This window comes from Streptomyces macrolidinus (assembly GCF_023887685.1).
GTDB lineage: Bacteria > Actinomycetota > Actinomycetes > Streptomycetales > Streptomycetaceae > Streptomyces > Streptomyces macrolidinus.
Map to the genome: position 1 here is coordinate 23,849 of NZ_JAMWMR010000011.1, position 21,904 is coordinate 45,752.

Sequence of the window (21,904 nt, forward strand, 5' to 3'; positions counted from 1 at the left end):
TGATACACGGCAGCCACGAGAAAGGTTCCGGGACCGGCCATGGCGCTCACGCTCTACGTCGACACCGCGCGCTGGCGGGCACACCACAAGCACGTGCAGGAGCAGTTCCCGGGACTCGTCCCGGTCTGCAAGGGCAACGGCTACGGCTTCGGCCATGAGCGGCTGGCGGAGGAGGCCACGCGTCTGGGCACGGACATCCTCGCCGTGGGCACGACGTACGAGGCAGCCCGCATCAAGGACTGGTTCAGCGGCGACCTGCTGGTGCTGACGCCGTTCCGCCGGGGCGAGGAGCCCGTGCCGCTGCCCGACCGCGTCATCCGCTCGGTGTCGTCCATCGACGGCGTCTACGGCCTCGTGGGCGCCCGTGTGGTCATCGAGGTGATGTCCTCGATGAAGCGGCACGGTGTCAGCGAGCAGGACCTGCCGCACCTGCACGCCGCCATAGAGAACGTCCGCCTCGAAGGCTTCGCCATCCACCTGCCGCTGGACCGCACCGACGGCTCCGACGCCGTCGAGGAGGTCATCGGCTGGATGGACCGGTTGCGCGCGAACCGGCTGCCGCTGCACACGATGTTCGTCAGCCATCTCAAGGCCGACGAACTGGCCCGGCTTCAGCAGCAGTTCCCGCAGACCCGCTTCCGCGCGCGCATCGGCACCCGGCTGTGGCTGGGCGACCACGAGGCCACCGAGTACCGCGGGGCCGTCCTGGACGTCACGCGCGTCGCCAAGGGCGACCGCTTCGGCTACCGGCAGCAGAAGGCGGCTTCCGACGGGTTCCTGGTCGTCGTCGCGGGCGGAACGTCGCACGGCGTGGGTCTGGAGGCTCCCAAGGCTCTCCACGGCGTGATGCCGCGTGCCAAGGGCGTCGCGCGGGCCGGCCTCGCGACGGTGAACCGGAACCTCTCGCCGTTCGTCTGGGCGGGCAAACAGCGCTGGTTCGCCGAGCCCCCGCACATGCAGGTCTCGATCCTCTTCGTCCCGGCGGACGCCACCGAGCCGCAGGTGGGCGACGAACTGGTGGCCCATCTGCGCCACACCACCACACAGTTCGACCGGCTCGTGGACTGCTGAGCCCGGCGCGGAGACACCCGCGAAGACACACGAAGGCCGTACACAGCCCCTGTGTACGGCCTTTCGTCCGATGCCCCTCGATGTCGTTCGCTCAGAGCGAACGGCTCTCCGCGGGCTCCGCGCCCCGGCTGCCCCAGTCCACCTGCGGCCCGTCGCCGCGGGACGTGTGCCGCCGCTGGTCGGCGAAGCCCAGTACGAAGGCGTCCGGGGCCCCGTCGAGCACCCCGCCGGACGGGTCGTCGTCACCGGCCCGGCGCACCATGTCCCGTTCCGGCAGGAGGATGTCGCGTACGACGACGGCGCAGAGGTAGAGCGTGCCCAGCAGATGAACGGCGATGGCCACCTGGTATCCGTCCGTCGGCAGGCCCTTGTGGGCCTCTCCGCTGGTCGTGTACGCGAGGTACATCCAGATCCCCAGGAAGTACGCCACCTCGCAGGCCTGCCAGATCAGGAAGTCCCGCCAGCGGGGCCGGGCGAGCGCGGCCAGCGGAACGAGCCACAGGACGTACTGCGGTGAGTAGACCTTGTTGGTGAGGATGAACACCGCGACGATCAGAAACGCCAGTTGTGCGAAGCGCGGGCGCCGCGGCGCGGTCAGGGTGAGTCCGGCGATGGCGACGCAGGCAGCCACCATCATGATCATCGCGGAGGCGTTGGCCGCGTCCGCCGTGATCTCGATGTCGAACCAGCGCGAGATGAACAGGAAGACCGAGCCGAAGTCGACGCCGCGCTCCCTGCTGAAGCTGTAGAACTTCGCCCAGCCCTCGGGAGCGAGGAACATCACCGGCAGGTTGACGACGAGCCACGCGCCCACGGCACCCAGCAGGGCCACCCCGTACTCCCGCCATTTGCCCGCCCGCCAGCACAGGACGAGGAGCGGTCCGAGGACCAGGAACGGATAGAACTTGGCGGCCGTGGCGAGCCCGACCAGGATGCCGAAGGCGAGAGCCCGGCCGCGCGACCACATCAGCATCGCGGCGGCCAGCAGGGCCACGGCGAGCAGGTCCCAGTTGATGGTGGCCGTCAGCGCGAAGGCGGGGGCGAGGGCGACCAGGAGGCCGTCCCAGGGGCGCCGACGGTGCGTACGCGCGGTGCACACCGCCATGACCGCGGCGCACACCATGAGCATCCCGGCATTGACCATCCAGTACATCTGCTCGCGGTCCTGAAGGGCGCCGCCGCCCAGGACCGGCCAGGAGGCGACCTCCATGAACACGCCGGTGAGCACCGGATACTCGAGGTAGTCCATGTCGCCGGGGAGCTTGTCGAAGTAAGGCACGAGCCCGTCGGCGAAACCGCGCCCCTGGTAGAGGTGCGGGATGTCCGAGTAGCACGCGTGTGTGTACTGCGCACCGGCGCCGAAGAACCAGCCGCTGTCGTAGCAGGGCAGCTTCTGGACCATCCCCAGGGCGAACATGCCGATCGCGACGAGCGCCACGATCCGCACGGGAGTCCACCAGGAGGTCCCGAGCAGTGCGCGCCGCCCGACGGGACCGCCGATCAGCTCACTACCGGCTGCGGCAACCTCGTCCTCCCTGGTCGGCCGCACGTGATCCGGCTCGGGCACGCTCGCTCGTGTCGTCTCTGCACTGGGCATGAGAGTCATCCTGCCGCATCCGCCCGGGGGAACGCCGAGGGCCGCCGTACCCGGTCGGTACGACGGCCCCTCGACGATCGGCGTTTCACGTGAAACGCCCTGTTTCACGTGAAACACGTTCAATGACGGCTATCCGTTCGAGCCTGCGAAGAACCCTCCAGGCTTACCTCGGGAATTTCCCGGGTCGGCCGTATCGGTAGGCACGGGGTCGGTCTCTCCGCCTGTTCCACCCTGTCCGCCAGGGCCTCCACCAGGGCCGCCGTTGCCGTTGCCGCCCGGTCCGCCGTTGCCGCCCGGTCCACCCGCTCCGCCGTTGTCGTTGCCACACTTCCAGTCCAAGTAGCCGCAGGAATCAGTCGGCGACGGGGAGGTCGTGGGCGACTCACTCTCCGTCGGAGTCGGTGTCGGGCTCGTCTCCTCGGTCGGGGTGGGCGTGGGAGTCGGCGTCGGGCTGGGCCGGGCGTTGACGACCTCACCGATGGGCTGCGGCGTCGGGAACGCCTTCACCGGCATGTTCCGCATCGCCTCGGCCATGTAGTCGTGCCAGATCTCGGACGGGAACGAGGCACCGTGGATCTTCGCCTGGCCACCCGTTCCGAACATCTTCAGGAACTTGCGCGAATCGGCCTTCGCCTTGTCGTCCATCCGGAACATGCTGACCGCGGTGGAAAGCTGCGGGGTGTAACCGACGAACCAGGCGGACTTGTTCCCGTCGGTGGTACCGGTCTTGCCCGCCACCTCGCGGCCGGGCAGCCGGGCCTTGGTACCCGTACCCTTCTCCACCACGGTCTTCAGGACGTCCGTGACGTTGTCGGCGACCAGCGAGGTGAAGGCCTGCTTGGGCTTGGCCTCGTGGGTGAAGACCGTCCCGTCCTTGCTGGTGACCTTCTCGACGGAGTACGGCTCGTTCTGCTTGCCGCTCGTCGCGAAGGTGGCGTACGCGCCGGCCATGCGGATCGCGCTGGGGTCGGAGGTACCGATCGCGAACGAGGGGTAGTTGGTACCGGTGAGCTGCCCCTCCTTCAGACCTGCCTCGAGCGCCGCCTCCTTGACCTTGTCCAGACCGACATCCATGGCCAACTGGACGAAGGCGGAGTTCACGGACTGCCTCATCGCCTCGCGGATGTCGATCTGATAGTCCGGCGGAGTGCCGTACGACTCATTACCGTCATTGGTCTGCGACCACTCCTCGCCCTTCTCGTTCCTCCAGATCGCCCCGTTGTACTCCTTGACCTTGAACTTGTTCTGACCGCTGAACAGGCTCTTGGGAGAGACGATCGTGCGCTGGTCCAACGTCTGCTCCGCCCCGAGGTCGGGGTTGCGGACGCCCCACTTCATCGCCGCCGCCAGCACGAACGGCTTGAACGTCGATCCCACCTGGACGTTGGTCTGGTCGGCGTTGTTGGTGAAGTGCTTGGTGGCGTCCTCGCCGCCGTAGATGGCCTTGATGGCGCCTGTCTGCGTGTCGACCGAGGCCGCGCCGAACTGGACGTGGGTATCGGTCTCCGGGCGCTCCTTGGGCTTGATGTTGGCCTTCTGGACCTTCTTGACCGCGGCTTCGAGCGCGTTGACCTTCTTCTTGTCGAAGGTCGTGTAGATCGAGTAACCGCCCCGTTGCAGATCCACGTCGGTGATCTTCGTGTTGCGGATCAGGTACGCCTTGGCCAGGTCGACGAGATAGCCGACCTGGCCACTCAGCCGGCCGTTCGACCGCGGGTTCTCGGTCTTGGGCAGGGTGGTGTACTTCTGCCGCGTCTGGGCGTCCAGATGACCGTACTCGACCATCTTGTCGAGGGTGTCCTGCATCTGCCGCAGGGCCCGCCGCTGGTTGTCCTCCGCTGTGGCGGCGGGGTCGACGGAGGTCGCACCCGCCGGGTCGAAGTACACGGCGCCCTTGAGCATCGCCGCCAGGAAGGCGCACTCGCCTTCGTTGAGTTCGTCGGCTTCCTTGCCGAAGTACGCGTGCGCGGCTGCCTGAATGCCGTAGGCACCACGGCCGTAGTACGCGGAGTTCAGATAGCCGGCCATGATCTTGTCCTTGGGGACCTTGGCGCCCACCTTGATCGCGACGAAGATCTCCTTGAACTTCCGCGAGATCGTCTGCGACTGGTCGTTCAGCATCGCGTTCTTGACGTACTGCTGGGTGATCGTGGATCCACCCTGCGTCTGACCGCCCTTGGCCATGTTGAAGAAGGCACGCGCGATGCCCTTGGGGTCGATGCCGCTGTCGGTCTCGAAGGTCTTGTTCTCCTGCGAGATGACTGCGTATCGCATCGCCTTGGGGATCTGGGAGATGTTGACGTTCTGCCGGTTGATCTCACCACCGGTGGAGACCATCTGGCTGCCGTCGGACCAGTAGAAGACGTTGTTCTGCGCGGTCGCCGTCTTGTTGATGTCCGGGACGCTCACCATGGCGTACCCGATGCCCGCGACGGCCACGAGGCTTCCTATGAAGCCGACGAACAGCCCTGTCACCAGCTTCCAGGAAGGAAGCCAGCGTCCGGCTCCGTCCTTGCCTGCACGCGGGTAGTCGATGAAGCGCTTCTTGCCGGGAGGGGCACCCCGCCCTCTGCCCTGCCCGCGACCACGTCCCGCGCCCTCGGCCGCTCTGCGACGGCCGCCTCCATTCCTCTGTGCAGCCCGCCGGGCCTCGGCACGGCCTGTGTACGGGCGGTCCTCACCTCCCCCTCCATGGGAACCGGAAGGTGATCCAGTGGCGCCTCGCGGTGCCGCACGGCGGCCGGAGGACGCCGATTGACCGCGTCGGGCCGCGGCACGTCCGCCTCCCTGCGGCTGCGGCGGTTTGCGACGGTGCTCGCTCATCGAACGACTACTCCTCGGGCAGGCGCATCCTCGCGCGCCTGGAAACGGCGGCTGGTTTCCGGTCCCCCCGACGTACGGATGGCGTCGCGTCAGCTCTCACCCGTACTGCACCAGGGACGAGGACGTCCCCAGGCGCCACTCGGTTCCCGGTGGTGTGCATGGCGCACAGACTACGCACCGTCAAAGCCTGCCTAGTCCCGAACTTCGTCTTAAAAAGGGCAACTTGCTTCCTAGGAATCAGCGATGTGACCCCGTTCACCATGGACCCTCTTGTCGCCGCAGGGGGCGCGTTCTATCGTCTTGATGTATCGAGTCGATACATCAGCTCGGCATAATGACCGTGTGGACGAGACAGTCGCAGGAAGGAGGCGCTCATGAGCCGGCGTTCCGGGATCCTCGAGTTCGCCGTCCTCGGCCTGCTCCGCGAGTCCCCGATGCACGGCTACGAGCTGCGCAAACGACTCAACACATCACTGGGTGTCTTCCGCGCGTTCAGCTACGGGACGCTCTACCCGTGCCTCAAGACGCTGGTCGCCAACGGCTGGTTGACCGAGGGATCGGGCAGTACCTCCGAGGAGGTCCTCGCCGCTACCCGCGCGGGGCGCCGCGCCAAAATCGTCTACCGGTTGACGGCCGAAGGTAAGGAACGCTTCGAGGAACTGCTCTCACAGACAGGTCCCGACGCGTACGAGGACGAGCACTTCGCCGCTCGCTTCGCCTTCTTCGGCCAGACGTCCCGCGATGTACGCATGCGCGTGCTGGAGGGCCGCCGCAGCCGGCTGGAGGAGCGCCTGGAGAAGATGCGTGTCTCCTTGGCACGCACCCGGGAACGCCTGGACGACTACACCCTCGAGCTCCAGCGCCACGGGATGGAGTCCGTGGAGCGCGAAGTGCGCTGGCTGAACGAGCTCATCGAGAGCGAGCGGGCCGGACGGGACCTCAGGGGTTCCGCCGGCGACGGCTCCACTCGGAACAGCACATCTGGAGAGACGGGCGGCCTGCCCCGGCACCGGGACAGCACCCGGCCGGATCCGTCCGACGACACCACCGCGTGAGGTCCAGTCGGGGCTTCACCTCGCACACACAGGGAGCAACCGGAATGGGTTCGGTTCGCGTAGCCATCGTCGGCGTGGGCAACTGCGCCGCATCGCTGGTGCAGGGAGTCGAGTACTACAAGGACGCCGACCCGGCGTCCAAGGTCCCGGGCCTGATGCACGTCCAGTTCGGCGACTACCACGTCCGTGACGTCGACTTCGTCGCCGCCTTCGACGTGGACGCCAAGAAGGTCGGCCTCGACCTGGCCGACGCCATCGGCGCGTCGGAGAACAACACCATCAAGATCTGCGACGTCCCGTCCACCGGCGTGACGGTCCAGCGCGGTCACACCCTCGACGGTCTCGGCAAGTACTACCGCGAGACCATCGAGGAGTCCGCCGAGGCCCCGGTCGATGTCGTCCAGGTCCTGAAGGACAGGCAGGTCGACGTCCTCGTCTGCTACCTGCCCGTCGGCTCCGAGGACGCGGCGAAGTTCTACGCGCAGTGCGCCATCGACGCCAAGGTCGCCTTCGTCAACGCCCTTCCGGTCTTCATCGCCGGCACCAAGGAGTGGGCCGACAAGTTCACCGAGGCGGGCGTTCCGATCGTCGGTGACGACATCAAGTCCCAGGTCGGCGCCACCATCACGCACCGCGTCATGGCGAAGCTGTTCGAGGACCGGGGTGTCATCCTGGACCGCACGATGCAGTTGAACGTCGGCGGCAACATGGACTTCAAGAACATGCTCGAGCGCGAGCGCCTGGAGTCCAAGAAGATCTCCAAGACGCAGGCCGTCACCTCCCAGATCCCCGACCGGGACCTCGGCGAGAAGAACGTCCACATCGGCCCGTCCGACTACGTGGCCTGGCTGGACGACCGCAAGTGGGCCTACGTCCGCCTCGAGGGCCGCGCCTTCGGTGACGTCCCGCTGAACCTGGAGTACAAGCTCGAGGTCTGGGACTCCCCGAACTCCGCGGGTGTCATCATCGACGCCCTGCGCGCCGCGAAGATCGCCAAGGACCGCGGCATCGGCGGCCCGATCCTGTCGGCGTCGTCGTACTTCATGAAGTCCCCGCCGGTCCAGTACTTCGACGACGAGGCCCGGGAGAACGTCGAGAAGTTCATCCGCGGCGAGGTCGCGCGCTAGGACCGTCGGTTCCCGGTTCTGACGGGTCCCCGGGCCATGTGCCCGGGGACCCCACGCGTATGTGAGGCTGTGCCCCATGTCCGTCGTGCGTGATCTGCGCGTTCTTCTGCGCTTCCGGGGCTTCAGACGCCTGCTCGCGCTGCGGCTGCTCTCCCAAGGGGCCGACGGCGTCTACCAGATCGCACTCGCCGCGTACGTCGTCTTCTCACCGGAGAAGGAGACCTCGGCCGCGGCCATCGCCTCCGCGATGGCCGTCCTGCTCCTGCCGTACTCCCTCGTCGGCCCCTTCGCGGGTGTCCTGCTGGACCACTGGCGCCGCCGCCAGGTCTTCCTCTACGGCAATCTGCTGCGCGTCCTGCTGGCCTGTGCGACGGCCGTCCTGATGGTGAGCCATGTCCCGGACTGGCTCTTCTACGTCGCCGCGCTGTGCGTGACCGCGGTCAACCGCTTCGTCCTCGCGGGTCTGTCCGCGGCGCTGCCCCGCGTCGTCGACGCCGAGCGCCTGGTGATGGCCAACTCGCTCTCCCCGACGGCCGGTACGCTCGCCGCGAGCGTGGGCGGCGGCCTCGCCTTCGTCGTGCGCCTGGTGGCCACCGACTCCGACGCGCCGGTGGTGCTGCTGAGCGCGGCCCTGTATCTGGGGGCGGCCCTCACCGCGCTGAGCCTGGCGCCCGATCTGCTGGGGCCCGACCGAGGATCGCCACCCCTGCGGCTGAGAACGGCCCTCGCCGGCACCACACGCGACCTGATGGCGGCCATACGGCATCTTGCGGAGCCCACGCGGCGGGAGGCCGCCTGGGCGCTCACGGCGATGACACTGATGCGGTTCTGCTACGGCGCGCTCCTGGTCCTGGTGTTGATGCTGTGCCGGTACGCCCTGTCCTCGACCCCGCAGGAGGGACTCGCCCTGCTGGGGCTGGCCCTGGGGATCTCCGGCGCCGGGTTCTTCGCCGCGGCCGTGGTGACTCCGTGGATGGCGAAGCGGCTCGGTCCCGGCCGCTGGATCGCGCTGTGCGCCGCGGTCGCCGCGGTTCTGGAACCTGCGCTCGGCCTGCCGTTCGCCACCGCCCCGATGCTGGTCGCGGCGTTCGTGCTGGGACTGGTCACACAGGGCGCGAAGATCTCCACGGACACGATCGTCCAGTCCACCGTGGACGACGGCTTCCGTGGCCGGATCTTCTCGGTCTACGACGTCCTCTTCAACGTCGCCTTCGTAGGCGCGGCCGGAGTCGCCGCCCTGATGCTGCCGCCTGACGGCCGCTCAGCCACTCTGGTGGTCACAGTCGCCGTTATCTACGCGGCAGTTGCTGCGGCTATGTCCCGGTTCGAACACCAGTAAGTGTCACATCAAGGAAACGGAGCCTCACGGGGCTTCTGGGTTGTCAGTACGAGCCGATACCTTACGGGCGTCTCAATTCGCGTCATGCGCACCCGTATTCGAGGGGGACCCCCAAAAGTGACCACTCCGCCGCCCCAGGGCCAGAATCCTTACGCCCAGCAGCCCACCCCGCCCATGGGGCAGCAGCCCGGTCAGCCGGGAGTTCCGCCGCAGGGTCCGTACGCACCGTTCCCGAACCAGGGTGCACCCGCGCCGATGCCGCCGCAGGCCGGGCCGGGCAAGCGCGTCAGCAAGAAGGCCATGCGCGTCATCGGCACGATCATCGTCGCTGTTCTCGTCATCGGCCTGAAGTTCGGAGCGGGCTGGTTCCTGAACCGCAATGACGCGGAGACCACGTCGGTGGGCGCCTGCATGCACCAGGAGGGCACGACCTCCGACCCCGACCTCAAGGAGGTCGACTGCTCGTCCAGCGATGCCCAGTACAAGGTCGTCGAGAAGTTCGACGGCAGCAAAGACCAGGACAAGTGCGAAGGCGTCAAGGACGCGGAGTTCGCTTACTTCCAGTACGGCGGCGGCCACGACGTGGTGCTCTGCCTGAAGACGAACAAGTAACACGCTGGTCTGCATGTGCCGAAGGGGCGCTGTTTCACGTGAAACAGCGCCCCTTCGGTGCTCCCGCGGTCCTGTTTCACGTGAAACGGGACCGCGGCTTGTGTCTCAGGACCCCTGCTCGGTCCACCACTCCTTGAGCGCCGCCACTGCCGCGTCGCGCCCCATCGGGCCATGCTCCAAGCGGAGTTCCAGCAGGAACTTGTAGGCCTGGCCGACGACCGGACCGGGGCGGATGCCGAGGATCTCCATGATCTCGTTGCCGTCCAGGTCGGGGCGGATCGCGTCCAGTTCCTCCTGCTCCTTCAGATGGGCGATGCGCTTCTCCAGACCGTCGTACGCACGGGAGAGCGCCGCCGCCTTGCGCTTGTTGCGGGTCGTGCAGTCGGAGCGGGTCAGCTTGTGGAGACGTTCGAGAAGCGGGCCCGCGTCACGGACATAACGGCGTACCGCGGAGTCCGTCCACTCGCCCGTGCCATAGCCGTGGAAGCGCAGATGCAGCTCGACCAGGCGTGAGACATCCTTCACCAGGTCATTGGGGTACTTCAGCGCCGTCATACGCTTCTTGGTCATCTTGGCGCCCACCACCTCGTGATGGTGGAAGGAGACCCGGCCGTCCTTCTCGAAGCGGCGCGTCCTCGGCTTGCCGATGTCGTGCAGCAGCGCGGACAGCCGCAGCGCCAGGTCGGGGCCGCTCTCCTCCAGCGCCATCGCCTGCTCCAGCACGATCAGCGTGTGGTCGTAGACGTCCTTGTGCCGGTGGTGCTCGTCACGCTCCAGTCGCAGCGAGGGAAGCTCCGGCAGGACATGGTCGGCGAGTCCGGTCTCGACCAGCAGCGTCAGCCCCTTGCGGGGATGCGCGGACAGGATCAGCTTGTTCAGCTCGTCCCGCACCCGCTCGGCGGACACGATCTCCAGACGGCCGTTCATCTCCTTCATGGCCGTCACGACCTCGGGAGCGACCTCGAAGTCCAACTGAGCCGCGAAGCGTGCGGCGCGCATCATCCGCAGCGGGTCGTCCGAGAACGACTCTTCGGGGGTGCCCGGGGTGCGCAGCACCCGGGCCGCGAGGTCGCCGAGCCCGCCGTGCGGGTCGATGAACTCCTTCTCGGGCAGCGCGACAGCCATCGCGTTGACCGTGAAGTCGCGGCGGACCAGGTCCTCCTCGATGGAGTCGCCGTACGACACCTCGGGCTTGCGGGACGTGCGGTCGTACGCCTCCGACCGGTAGGTCGTCACCTCGATCTGGAAGCGCTGAACGGCGTCGCCGACGCGGGCGTCCTTCTGGGCGCCGACGGTGCCGAAGGCGATCCCGACCTCCCAGATGGCGTCCGCCCACGGGCGCATGATCTTCAGGACGTCCTCGGGACGGGCATCGGTCGTGAAGTCCAGGTCATTGCCGAGCCGGCCGAGGAGAGCGTCCCGCACCGAGCCACCGACCAGGGCGAGCGAGAAGCCCGCGCTCTGGAAACGGCGGGCGAGGTCGTCGGCGACAGGGGAGACCCGCAGCAGTTCCGTCACCGCGCGGTGCTGCACCTGACTCAGGGCACTGGGATTGTCTTCATTGGCGTTCGGCACAACAGAAAAGGGTACGTGGCCCCGGCGGTCATGGGCGCCTGCATCAACCCTGCGGAAGCGTTCCGTACGCGTCCCTGTGCATGCCGTATCCGTGGTTCTCTTGATGCGGCTCGGTGCCGGACATACGTGATACGGCTTGTTACGGGAAATAGCGGACGGCCGGGGGCTTCGTTTCGATCTTGTGGGGCGGACCACGGCACTGCGCCTGCGCGCACATCGTTACGATGCGGGGACGCACATTCCGACGACCACTGACGACGAGGGACGGGCGAGCGCGTGGCCGAGGCGGCAGACTTCCAGGGGATGAGTCCCTCACCTGCCCGCCGGTGGCTCCGGCGCACCAGAGCACTGCTCGTGGGCGCGCCCCTGCTGGCCGGTCTCGTACAGCTACCCACCGGTGCGGTGGCCCATGCCGCCGAGCAGAGCGCGGTGACGGAGGTCGGCGGTTCTCGTACGGTCGCGGTCTCTCTCAACTCGCTCAGCCCCAGCCTGCCGACCGAAGGCGACACCCTCACCCTCTCGGGAACGGTCACCAACAAGAGCAAGCAGGCGGTCACGGACGCCCATGTGGGGCTGCGCATGGGCCAGCGCCTGACCAGTCGCACCTCCATCGACGACGCCACCCGGCGCACCGGATATCTGGCGGGTGTCGACGGCCCCGAGGTCGGCGGCAAGTACGTCGCCGACGTCGCCCGGCTCGCCCCGGGCGCCAAGCAGGACTTCAGCATCTCGGTGCCCGTCAAGGAACTGGACCTGGGCTCCACCGGGGTCTACGAGCTGGGCGTCTCGCTCTCCGGCCAGACGGTCGCACAGCCCTACGAGCAGGTGCTCGGTATCCAGCGGACGTTCCTGCCCTGGCAGTCCGGCAACGCCGACACCAAGACGAAGACGACGTACCTCTGGCCGCTGATCTCCTCGGTCCACCTGGCTTCGGAGACCCTTCCCAACCAAGAGCAGACGCCCGTCTTCCAGAACGACGACCTCGCCAAGGAGATCGCTCCCGGCGGCCGTCTCTCCCAGCTTCTGTCGCTGGGCAAGGACCTCGACGTCACCTGGGTCGTCGACCCCGACCTGCTCGCCTCCGTCGACGCGATGACGGACAGCTACAGCATCAAGGGAGAGGGCGACTCCGTCACGGCGGGCAAGCACCAGGCCGTCGCCAAGCAGTGGCTCGCCGACCTCGAGAAGACGGTCCAGCACAAGGAGGTCGTCGCCCTCCCCTTCGCCGACCCCGACCTGGCCTCGCTCGCCCACAACGGCAAGAACGTCACGGGCTCCCTCAGCCACCTCAAGGACGCCACGAACGTCGCCGCGAGCACCGTGGAGACCATCCTCCATGTGAAACCGGACACGGACTTCGCCTGGCCCGTGGACGGCGCCGTCGACCCCTCGATCATCAAGGTCGCCACGTCCGCGGGTGCCGACAAGGTGATCGCCCGCAGCGACAGCCTCAAGGAGACGGGCGGCCTGTTCTACACGCCCACCGCGGCGCGCCCCATCGGCGGTGGCACCACCGCGGTGGTCGCTGACGCCCGGCTCTCGACCGCGTTCCAGGGCGACATGGACGCGGCCGGTGACTCCACGCTCGCCGTGCAGAAGTTCCTGGCCCAGAGCCTGATGATCAGCCTGGAGGAACCGCAGAAGCAGCGCAGCATCGTGATCGCGCCGCAGCGGATGCCATCCGCCGGGCAGGCCCGGTCGATGGCCGACGCGCTCACCGCGCTCCAGAGCAGCGGTTGGTCACAGCCGGACGAGCTGTCCGCGGCCGTCGACGCCAGGCCGGACCCGAATGCCACGACGAAGGTGCCCGCGTCCGGTTACCCCTCCTCGCTCCGCAAGGCGCAGTTGCCGCAGTCCGCGTTCCAGCAGATCGAGGACACGCAGGGCAAGCTCGACAACTTCAAGGTGATCCTCACCGACCCCGCGCGGGTCGTCACCCCCTTCGGGCGGGCCATAGACCGCGCCATGTCCACGTCCTGGCGGGGGCACGCCACCGAGGCGTCCACCTTCCGCCAAGGTGTGGAGTCCTACCTCGATGTACTGGCCGACCAAGTCCGGCTGATCGAGAAGTCGGAGACCAAGCTCTCGGGCCGCAGTGCCACGATTCCCGTGACGGTGCAGAACAACCTCATGCAGGGGGTCGACCACCTGGTCCTGCGGCTCACCTCGAAGCAGCCGACCCGGCTGAAGATCGGTGACGGGCCGTACCTGGAGCAGCCCATCACCATCTCGGGCGGGCACAGCCAGTCGGTGAAGTTCCCCACAGCGGCCAACGCCAACGGCCGGGCCGCCGTGGTCGCCCAGCTCTACACGGAGGACGGCCAGGCCTACGGCCCCGCCGTCACCTTCGATGTGAACGTCACCGAGATCACGCCGACGGTGATGCTCGTCATCGCCGGTGGTGTCCTGTTGCTGGTGCTCGCCGGATTCCGCATGTACACCCAGCGCAAGCGCATCGCCGCACGGCAGGCCGAGGAGCAGTCCAAGAGCCCGGACTCCGCCACGGACGACGGGGGACCGAGCGAGGCCGGGGACGGTGCGGTGGGCACTGACGACACCTCAGGATCCACGGCGTCACCCGAGAAGGAATCGGCCGCGCGGGCCGGGGAAGACGACCCGGAGCACCAGGGTGACCCGGCCCCGGACACCGCTCCGGGAAGCTCCGACCCGTCCGGCACGGGTGAGAAGGTGGAGCGTTGAGCGATGTCGTGGCCGGTGGGCCAGGGACGATGAGGTGGGGTAACCATGAACGCGCCGTACGACGGTGACCGCGGGCAGGGCGCCGCGGGCAGCTCGGGCCACCCCGAGGGTCCGCCGCCGCACGGCTCCGGTCAGGTGCCGTGGCCGCCTCCGGCAGACGCGTATGTCCGGGACGCCTACGGCCAGGACCCCTACCGGGCGCAGGACCTGTCCGCGCAGGATCCGGTGACCGAGGCGCTCTACGACCACGCCGCGCCCCCTCCGCCGCCTGCGGGCGCGTACCAGCCGCAGCAGCCGTCGCACGGACAGCCGACGCCGCAGTACGACGCCCACGACCCGCGCGTATGGACCCAGCCGCCGACGTCTGCCGGTCCCGCGCAGCATCTGCCGTACGGGGAGGCTCCCCGTACGACGCAGTTCGGGGGCGTCAACGGCCTGGCCGCCCAAGCCGGTGAGGAGAGCCCCGAACCGGACGCCTTCGCTCATCTCTTCCGGGACCAGCAGCAGAGCGGCGGGCAGCCCTACGCCATGCAGCCGCCGACCGCACCCGGCTCGGGCCCCGCACCGGGGCCTTACCCCGGCCCCGCCTACGCCCCCGCACCCGCGTCGGCCGCGCCGTACACCCCCATGCCTCCCTCAACGGCGGAAGCCGCACCGGCAGCCGCGCCCGCGGAGGCGAAGAAGGGCGGGCGGGCCTCGGGCCTGCTGAAGTCCAGCGCGGTGATGGCGGCGGGCACGATGGTCTCCCGCCTCACCGGCTTCGTCCGTTCCGCGATGGTCGTCGCCGCACTGGGCATCGGCCTGCTCGGCGACACCTTCCAGGTCGCCTACACGCTGCCGACGATGATCTATGTCCTGACCGTGGGCGGCGGCCTCAACTCCGTCTTCGTACCCCAGCTCGTGCGAGCCATGAAGGAGGACGAGGACGGCGGCGAGGCGTACGCGAACCGGCTACTGACCCTGGTCATGGTCGCGCTGGGTGCCCTCACCGCTCTCGCGATCCTCGCGGCACCGCTGCTGGTCCGTCTGATGTCCCCGTCCGTGGCCGGCGATCCGGCGGCCAACGAGGTCGGCGTCACCTTCGTCCGCTACTTCGTCCCTTCGATCTTCTTCATGGGCGTCCATGTGGTGATGGGGCAGATCCTCAACGCGCGCGGCAGGTTCGGCGCGATGATGTGGACGCCGGTCCTGAACAACATCGTCATCATCGTGACGCTCGGCGCGTTCATCTGGGTGTACGGCACCGCGGCCGACTCCGGTATGAAGGTGTCGACCATTCCGGCCGAAGGCCAGCGGCTCCTCGGTGTCGGCATCCTGCTGGGTCTGGTCGTCCAGGCCCTCGCGATGTTCCCCTACCTGCGCGAGAGCGGATTCCGTCTTCGCCTGCGCTTCGACTGGCGGGGGCACGGGCTCGGAAAGGCCGCGGCCCTCGCCAAGTGGACGCTTCTCTTCGTCCTCGCCAACCAGGCCGGCCTGATCGTGGTCAGCCAGCTCTCCACCTCGGCCGGCAAGCACTCGCCCGTCGACGGCACCGGCTACGCCGCCTACGCCAACGCCCAGTTGATCTGGGGCCTGCCGCAGGCCATCATCACCGTCTCGCTGATGGCCGCCCTGCTGCCGCGGCTCTCCCGCTCGGCCGCCGAGAACGACCACGGTGCGATCCGTGACGACGTCTCCCAGGGCCTGCGCACCACGGCGGTCGCCATCGTGCCGGTCGCCTTCGGCTTCCTCTCGCTCGGCATCCCGATGTGCACGCTGATGTTCGGCTCCTCGGGCACCAGCGAGGCCACCAACATGGGGTACATGCTGATGGCCTTCGGCCTCGGCCTGATCCCGTACTCCGTGCAGTACGTCGTCCTGCGCGCCTTCTACGCCTACGAAGACACCCGGACGCCCTTCTACAACACCGTCATCGTGGCCGGGGTCAACGCGGGCGCCTCGGCTCTGTGCTACTTCCTGCTCCCGGCCCGCTGGGCCGTGGTCGGCATGGCCGCCGCCTACGGTCTTGCCTATGCCACCGGCGTGGGCGTCGCCTGGAGCCGTCTGCGCAAGCGGATCGGCGGCGACCTCGACGGCTCCCGCGTCCTGCGGACGTACGCGCGCCTGTGCATCGCCTCGGTGCCGGCCGCGCTGCTGAGCGGCGCGGCCTGCTACGGAATCGGGCACACGCTGGGCCAGGGCGTCGGCGGCTCGTTCGCCGCCCTGGTCGGCGGTGGCGTTCTTCTCCTCGGGACCTTCTACGTCGCCGCACGGAAGATGCGCATCGAGGAACTCAACTCGATGGTCGGCATGGTCCGCGGGCGTCTGGGGCGCTGAGGCGGGGGTAGGCGCACAACCATCGTCCGCCGCTGTGTGTCGTGCATAGCGACGGACTGTGGGCACAATTGGTTTCTGCGTCGGAGAGCGCGCAACGGATGGGGAGGCAGGAACGACGGTGGCGGAACGGAGCACGGCTGCCGTCGACGTGGCAGACACCAGCGGCGATGAGTCGCTGACCGCCAAGGCGGACCAGTCCACGTCCGACGGGGTGGCCCAGGAACGGGACACGGACGCCGACGAGGCGCGCGGGAACGGCGGGCCCGAGCGGCCCGGGGAGGCCTCACCACCCGAATTGCACAGCGGCCACAAGCTCGCCAGGCGCTACCGCCTCGAGGAGTGCGTCACCCGTCTGGACGGATTCAGCAGTTGGCGTGCGGTGGACGAGAAGCTCCGCCGCGCCGTCGGGGTGCACATCCTGCCCGCGAGCCATGCGCGGGCCCGCTCCGTACTGGCCGCCGCCCGTGCCTCCGCGCTGCTCGGGGACCCCCGCTTCGTGCAGGTCCTGGACGCCGTCGAAGAGGACGACCTCGTCTACGTCGTCCACGAGTGGCTGCCCGACGCCACCGAGCTGACCGCGCTGCTCGCTGCCGGTCCCCTGGAGGCCCACGACGCCTACCAGATGGTCACCCAGGTCTCCCAGGCGATGGCCGCCGCCCACCGCGAGGGCCTCTCCCATCTGCGACTGAACCCGGGTACCGTCCTGCGCGCCTCCACCGGTCAGTGGCGCATCCGCGGCCTCGCCGTGAACGCCGCGCTGCGCGGCATCAGCTCCGACACCCCGCAGCGCACCGACACGGAAGCCATCGGCGCGCTTCTGTACGCCGCTCTCACCCAGCGCTGGCCGTACGAGGACGACGCCTACGGCCTGTCCGGGCTCCCCAAGGGCGTGGGCCTGATCGCGCCCGACCAGGTGCGCGCGGGCATCCACCGCGGCCTGTCCGAGCTGGCCATGCGCGCTCTTGCCAACGACGGTGCCACCGCCTCCCGCCATGAGTCCCCGTGCACCACGCCCGAGGAGCTGGTGAAGGCGATCGGTGAGATGCCCCGCATCCGCCCGCCGGAGCCCACGTTCACAGCGCCGCCCGAGTACCAGCGCACGACGTACCAGCAGGGCACCTACGGCCGGCCCGCGCCCCCGCTCGGCGTCACACAGCCGGTACCGACCCCGCCGCCGCCTCTTCAGAGCCGCACCGGCAAGGCCCTCAAGTGGGCCGTCTCGGCGCTGCTCATCGCCGCGCTGGGCCTCGGTAGCTGGCAGCTCGCGGAAGCGCTCATGGAGCAGGGCAAGAAGTCGGACACGAACCAGACGCAGCCGCAGGACGACGACGGCAAGTCGGGGGACGAGAAGAAGAAGGTCGCCCCGCTGAAGATCCAGGGCGCGCAGGAGTACGTCGCGAAGGGCGAGGCCCAGCACCCCAACGACGTCGGCAAGACCTACGACGGCAACGCCTCGACGTACTGGAAGACCAACACCTTCCTGGACGGTCCGACCCTCGCGCCGTACAAGCCGGGCGTCGGGATCGTCTACGACCTCGGATCGGCGCAGGAACTGGATTCGGCGACCATCGGACTCCGGTACGGAGGCAATCACACGACGGTCGACCTGTACGCCGCCGAATCACCGACGTCGTCGAAGAAGATCGGCAGCGTCACGACGAGCGGAACCACCGCCACGGTGAAGCTGACCAAGCCGGTGAAGACTCAGCACGTCCTCGTATGGCTCACCGCCGTGCCGTACTCCGGCGAGGACCCGAGCGCTTACTCCAAGAGCGGCTACAAGCAGGCCATCACCGAAGTGAAGTTCTTGGGCTGACGTCTCACCGAAGGGGAGGGGGCTGATGGCGGACGGCACCGGATACGTCGACGTGAGCGACCCCGATCTGCTCGCCCGCCATGTCGAAGGCGACCCCGACGCCTTCGGTGAGCTCGTGCGCCGGCATCGCGACCGGCTCTGGGCGGTGGCGCTGCGGACGCTGGGGGACCGCGAGGAAGCCGCCGACGCCGTCCAGGACGCCCTGGTCTCCGCCTACCGGGCCGCCCACACCTTTCGCGGACGGTCGGCCGTCACCACCTGGCTCCACCGGATCACGGTGAACGCCTGCCTGGACCGCGCCCGCAAGGCGGCATCCAGAAGGACCTCGCCGGTCGACGACGCGGAACGGCTGGAGCAGCTCATGGAGCCGCACGAGGCGGCGTCCGCACCGGCCGAGCGCAATGATCTGCACCGCGAGTTACTCAAAGCCCTGGGCACCCTTCCCCCCGACCAGCGGGCCGCCCTTGTCCTCGTGGACATGCAGGGCTACCCGGTGGCGGAAGCCGCCCGCATCCTCGACGTTCCGACCGGAACGGTGAAGAGTCGTTGCGCTCGAGGCAGAGCCAGGCTGCTGCCGCTGCTCACGCATCTACGGACAGCGGACGGCGGCGAGGAAGCCGGGACATCGGACGTCGGGCGGAACCGGGTGCACGGGGCATCCGTCCCACCCCCGGCGGGACCACGTGACGCGGGAGCGAGCGATTCAGCGGCTGCGAAGGGCGGAGGTGAGCGAGCGTGACATCCACGACCGACATGGCCGAGCACCCGGAGGTCGAGGAACTCTCCGACCTCAGCGAAGGCATCCTTCCGCCTTCCCGCGACGCTGACGTGCGACGGCATCTGGACGACTGCGCTCCCTGCGCCGACGTCTACGACTCTCTGGCGGAGATCCGTGGCCTCATGAACACCCTCGCGGACCCACCGCGGATGCCTGACGACGTAGCGCTGCGCATCGACGCCGCTCTCGCCGCGGAGCCCCTCCCGGATGCGATCGCGTCCGCCTCCGACACCGCGACCGTTGCTCCTGCCGTCCTCCCTGTTTCACGTGAAACATCGCCCTCTTCTCCGTCCGATCGCCCCTCGGGTCATGCCCGTGCGGCCACCGGGCCAGGCCGTACGAAGCGCACCCGGCGGGGCACGCGCAGGGTGGTCGCCCTGGGAGCCGTCTTCACCGCCGCCGCCCTGGGCTTGGGCACACTGCTGGTGCGGACGCTGAGCGACGACACGAATACCGCTGCTGCGCCGACGGCCACACGGCAGCACACCGACGCGGCGCACACCTACTCCGAGGGCACCCTGAAGAGTCAGGTGGCAGGCCTGCTCGCCGCGAGCAGGCCGAGCGAGAAGCGTTCCGGGAGCACCAAGCCCTGGGGTATCGAGTCCGACCCCGACCCGACGGGGGCCGCGACCGGGCGACAGAACACGATGTCCCAGGGCGCCACCGTCCCCGTGCCGAGTTGCATAGAGCAGGGGATCCGGAGCAGCGAAACCGTGATCGCCGCCGACAAGGGTGTGTACCGGGGGACGGTCGTCTATCTCGTGGTCACGCCCGACGCCTCCGACACCTCGAAGGTCACGGCCTACCTCGTCGACGCGGCATGCGTGATGCAGGGCTCGGCATCGCCGGGCAGGGTGCTGCTGACCCACTCGTACACCCGCTCCTGAGGCATCCCTCCCCTGCCTTCGTGTGCCCCGCCACACCGGGAATGCGTGCCCCTTAGGATCCGTTGGGTGGGGTGAGAGTACTGATACAGGCTCCCACCGGCAGTAGCAGCAGTCTCCAGAGACGAGGAATCAGGCCGTGAGCGACGTTCGTAACGTGATCATCATCGGCTCCGGGCCCGCCGGCTACACGGCGGCGCTCTACACCGCGCGCGCGTCGCTGAAGCCGCTGGTGTTCGAGGGCGCTGTCACCGCGGGTGGCGCGCTGATGAACACCACCGAGGTGGAGAACTTCCCCGGCTTCCAGGACGGCATCATGGGCCCCGAGCTCATGGACAACATGCGCGCGCAGGCCGAGCGCTTCGGTGCCGAGCTGGTTCCGGACGATGTCGTCTCCGTGGACCTCACCGGTGAGATCAAGACCGTCACGGACACCGCCGGTACGGTCCACCAGGCGAAGGCCGTCATCGTCACCACCGGCTCCCAGCACCGCAAGCTGGGCCTGCCGAACGAGGACGCCCTCTCCGGACGCGGCGTTTCGTGGTGCGCCACGTGCGACGGCTTCTTCTTCAAGGACCAGGACATCGCCGTGATCGGCGGTGGCGACACCGCGATGGAGGAAGCGACCTTCCTCTCCCGCTTCGCCAAGTCCGTGACGATCGTCCACCGCCGCGACACCCTGCGTGCCTCCAAGGCGATGCAGGAGCGCGCCTTCGCCGACCCGAAGATCAAGTTCATCTGGGACAGCGAGGTCGCGGAGATCAAGGGTGACCCGAAGCTGGAGGGTCTCACGCTGCGGAACCTGAAGACCGGAGAGCTCAGCGAGCTGCCGGTGACCGGCCTGTTCATCGCCATCGGTCACGACCCGCGGACCGAACTCTTCAAGGGTCAGCTCAACCTCGACGAGGAGGGCTACCTCAAGGTGGACGCCCCCTCCACGCGTACCAACCTCACTGGCGTCTTCGCCGCCGGCGACGTGGTGGACCACACCTACCGCCAGGCGATCACCGCTGCCGGTACAGGCTGCTCCGCCGCTCTCGACGCCGAGCGCTTCCTCGCCGCTCTCGCCGACAGCGACCAGCAGGCCGAGCCCGAGAAGACCACCGTCTGACCCCCCTCTTCCCCCACCGCATCACCGAAGTTAAGGAGCCCACCGTGGCCGGCACCCTGAAGAACGTGACCGACGACTCCTTCGAGCAGGACGTCCTCAAGAGCGACAAGCCCGTCCTGGTGGACTTCTGGGCCGCCTGGTGCGGCCCGTGCCGCCAGATCGCCCCGTCCCTCGAGGCCATCGCCGCCGAGTACGGCGACAAGATCGAGGTCGTCAAGCTCAACATCGACGAGAACCCGACCACGGCCGCCAAGTACGGCGTCATGTCGATCCCGACCCTGAACGTCTACCAGGGTGGCGAGGTCGCCAAGACCATCGTCGGCGCCAAGCCGAAGGCCGCGATCGTCCGTGACCTCGAGGACTTCATCACCGCCAAGTGACCGGTGACCGCCGCCTCGGCACGGCGGCATGTTTCACGTGAAACACGGATGGGCCGGCCCTTCGGGGCTGGCCCATTGTCATGCGGAAGAGAAGTGACAGTCACAGCGGTCGCAGCGCCGGTTCCTTCTGTACGGCTCCGAGGAGGCGGTCGAGCGCCAGCTCCACATCCTCCTTCCAGGAGAGCGTGGTCCGCAGCTCCAGCCGCAGTCTCGGGTACGTGGGGTGCGGGCGCACGGTCTTGAACCCCACCGCCAGGAGGTGGTCGGCGGGCAGCAGGCACGCAGGCTCCTTCCAACGCGCATCACCGAAGGCTTCGATCGCCTTGAAGCCGCGGCGCAGCAGATCCTTGGCAACCGTCTGGACCATCACGCGGCCGAGCCCTTGTCCCTGATAGCCCGGCATGACGAAGGCAGTCATCAGTTGCACCGCGTCCGGCGACACCGGACTCGTGGGGAACGCGGTGGAGCGGGGTACGTAGGCGGGCGGCGCGTACAGCACGAAGCCCACCGGTACGTCGGCCACGTAGACCACCCGGCCGCAGGAACCCCAGTCCAGCAGCACGGCGGAGATCCAGGCCTCCTTCTCCAGAGCAGCGGTACCGGCCTTTACCGCGGCTTCGCCACTGACCGGGTCCAGCTCCCAGAAGACGCATGAGCCGCAGCGATGGGGGAGGTCCGGAAGGTTGTCCAGCGTGAGCGGTACGAGCCGACGCCCCATGA

General features: G+C 68.4%; 16 protein-coding genes. 12 read left to right on the forward strand and 4 right to left on the reverse strand.

What is annotated here, in order from left to right; translation table 11 throughout:
* The first annotated feature begins 39 nt into the window (after positions 1 to 39).
* Positions 40 to 1,071, forward strand: a complete 1,032-nt coding sequence (locus NGF19_RS14785) for an alanine racemase (RefSeq protein ID WP_252425345.1) — start codon at positions 40 to 42, stop codon at positions 1,069 to 1,071.
* Positions 1,072 to 1,162: 91 nt separating this feature from the next.
* Here NGF19_RS14785 and NGF19_RS14790 read toward each other — a convergent pair whose 3' ends face one another.
* Together NGF19_RS14790 and NGF19_RS14795 are read right to left on the reverse strand one after the other, a co-directional pair.
* Positions 1,163 to 2,668, reverse strand: coding sequence for a glycosyltransferase family 87 protein (locus NGF19_RS14790; RefSeq protein ID WP_252425346.1), 1,506 nt, complete (start codon positions 2,666 to 2,668; stop codon positions 1,163 to 1,165).
* Between the two features lie 129 nt (positions 2,669 to 2,797).
* Positions 2,798 to 5,491, reverse strand: a complete 2,694-nt coding sequence (locus tag NGF19_RS14795; protein ID WP_252425347.1) for a transglycosylase domain-containing protein — start codon at positions 5,489 to 5,491, stop codon at positions 2,798 to 2,800.
* Between the two features lie 374 nt (positions 5,492 to 5,865).
* Between NGF19_RS14795 and NGF19_RS14800 the strand changes: the two genes are divergently transcribed.
* From NGF19_RS14800 to NGF19_RS14815, 4 genes are all read left to right on the forward strand, one after another.
* A complete protein-coding gene (locus NGF19_RS14800; protein WP_252425348.1) occupies positions 5,866 to 6,546 on the forward strand; it encodes a PadR family transcriptional regulator in 681 nt (226 codons plus the stop codon).
* 44 nt (positions 6,547 to 6,590) lie between these two features.
* Complete coding sequence (locus NGF19_RS14805; RefSeq protein WP_252425349.1) at positions 6,591 to 7,673, forward strand: inositol-3-phosphate synthase; 1,083 nt, start codon at positions 6,591 to 6,593, stop codon at positions 7,671 to 7,673.
* A gap of 76 nt (positions 7,674 to 7,749) precedes the next feature.
* On the forward strand, positions 7,750 to 9,012 hold the full coding sequence (locus tag NGF19_RS14810) for an MFS transporter (RefSeq protein WP_252425350.1): 1,263 nt from the start codon (positions 7,750 to 7,752) through the stop codon (positions 9,010 to 9,012).
* 117 nt (positions 9,013 to 9,129) lie between these two features.
* Complete coding sequence (locus NGF19_RS14815; protein ID WP_252425351.1) at positions 9,130 to 9,624, forward strand: LppU/SCO3897 family protein; 495 nt, start codon at positions 9,130 to 9,132, stop codon at positions 9,622 to 9,624.
* A gap of 105 nt (positions 9,625 to 9,729) precedes the next feature.
* On the opposite strand, the gene NGF19_RS14820 is transcribed toward NGF19_RS14815, so the two are convergent.
* The gene (locus NGF19_RS14820) at positions 9,730 to 11,199 is read right to left on the reverse strand and encodes a CCA tRNA nucleotidyltransferase (protein WP_252425352.1); all 1,470 of its coding nucleotides are present in this window, start codon (positions 11,197 to 11,199) and stop codon (positions 9,730 to 9,732) included.
* A gap of 276 nt (positions 11,200 to 11,475) precedes the next feature.
* Here NGF19_RS14820 and NGF19_RS14825 point away from each other — a divergent pair, with 276 nt between their 5' ends.
* From NGF19_RS14825 to trxA, 7 genes are all read left to right on the forward strand, one after another.
* Complete coding sequence (locus tag NGF19_RS14825; RefSeq protein ID WP_252425353.1) at positions 11,476 to 13,899, forward strand: DUF6049 family protein; 2,424 nt, start codon at positions 11,476 to 11,478, stop codon at positions 13,897 to 13,899.
* Positions 13,900 to 13,944: 45 nt separating this feature from the next.
* Positions 13,945 to 16,215 carry a murein biosynthesis integral membrane protein MurJ gene (gene murJ, locus NGF19_RS14830; protein WP_252425354.1) on the forward strand — a complete coding sequence of 757 codons (2,271 nt, stop codon included), beginning with the start codon at positions 13,945 to 13,947 and terminating at the stop codon, positions 16,213 to 16,215.
* A 118-nt stretch (positions 16,216 to 16,333) separates the two neighbouring features.
* Positions 16,334 to 18,031, forward strand: coding sequence for a protein kinase family protein (locus tag NGF19_RS14835; protein WP_252425355.1), 1,698 nt, complete (start codon positions 16,334 to 16,336; stop codon positions 18,029 to 18,031).
* Between the two features lie 25 nt (positions 18,032 to 18,056).
* Positions 18,057 to 18,770, forward strand: coding sequence for an RNA polymerase sigma factor SigM (sigM, locus tag NGF19_RS14840; protein WP_252425356.1), 714 nt, complete (start codon positions 18,057 to 18,059; stop codon positions 18,768 to 18,770).
* Complete coding sequence (locus NGF19_RS14845) at positions 18,767 to 19,696, forward strand: anti-sigma factor family protein (protein WP_252425357.1); 930 nt, start codon at positions 18,767 to 18,769, stop codon at positions 19,694 to 19,696. Before sigM ends, NGF19_RS14845 begins: the two co-directional genes overlap by 4 nt.
* 136 nt (positions 19,697 to 19,832) lie before the next feature.
* Complete coding sequence (trxB, locus tag NGF19_RS14850) at positions 19,833 to 20,804, forward strand: thioredoxin-disulfide reductase (protein ID WP_252425358.1); 972 nt, start codon at positions 19,833 to 19,835, stop codon at positions 20,802 to 20,804.
* Positions 20,805 to 20,848: 44 nt separating this feature from the next.
* Positions 20,849 to 21,184, forward strand: coding sequence for a thioredoxin (gene trxA / locus NGF19_RS14855; RefSeq protein ID WP_252425359.1), 336 nt, complete (start codon positions 20,849 to 20,851; stop codon positions 21,182 to 21,184).
* Between the two features lie 100 nt (positions 21,185 to 21,284).
* Here trxA and NGF19_RS14860 read toward each other — a convergent pair whose 3' ends face one another.
* Complete coding sequence (locus tag NGF19_RS14860) at positions 21,285 to 21,902, reverse strand: GNAT family N-acetyltransferase (protein WP_252425360.1); 618 nt, start codon at positions 21,900 to 21,902, stop codon at positions 21,285 to 21,287.
* Positions 21,903 to 21,904: the final 2 nt, after the last annotated feature.

Bases quoted from the DNA above. Each gene is read 5' to 3' on its own strand.
- NGF19_RS14785 (WP_252425345.1), top strand. From the start codon at position 40: ATGGCGCTCACGCTCTACGTCGACACCGCGCGCTGGCGGGCACACCAC.
- NGF19_RS14790 (WP_252425346.1), bottom strand. From the start codon at position 2,668: ATGCCCAGTGCAGAGACGACACGAGCGAGCGTGCCCGAGCCGGATCAC.
- NGF19_RS14795 (WP_252425347.1), bottom strand. From the start codon at position 5,491: ATGAGCGAGCACCGTCGCAAACCGCCGCAGCCGCAGGGAGGCGGACGT.
- NGF19_RS14800 (WP_252425348.1), top strand. From the start codon at position 5,866: ATGAGCCGGCGTTCCGGGATCCTCGAGTTCGCCGTCCTCGGCCTGCTC.
- NGF19_RS14805 (WP_252425349.1), top strand. From the start codon at position 6,591: ATGGGTTCGGTTCGCGTAGCCATCGTCGGCGTGGGCAACTGCGCCGCA.
- NGF19_RS14810 (WP_252425350.1), top strand. From the start codon at position 7,750: ATGTCCGTCGTGCGTGATCTGCGCGTTCTTCTGCGCTTCCGGGGCTTC.
- murJ (WP_252425354.1), top strand. From the start codon at position 13,945: ATGAACGCGCCGTACGACGGTGACCGCGGGCAGGGCGCCGCGGGCAGC.
- sigM (WP_252425356.1), top strand. From the start codon at position 18,057: ATGGCGGACGGCACCGGATACGTCGACGTGAGCGACCCCGATCTGCTC.
- NGF19_RS14860 (WP_252425360.1), bottom strand. From the start codon at position 21,902: ATGGGGCGTCGGCTCGTACCGCTCACGCTGGACAACCTTCCGGACCTC.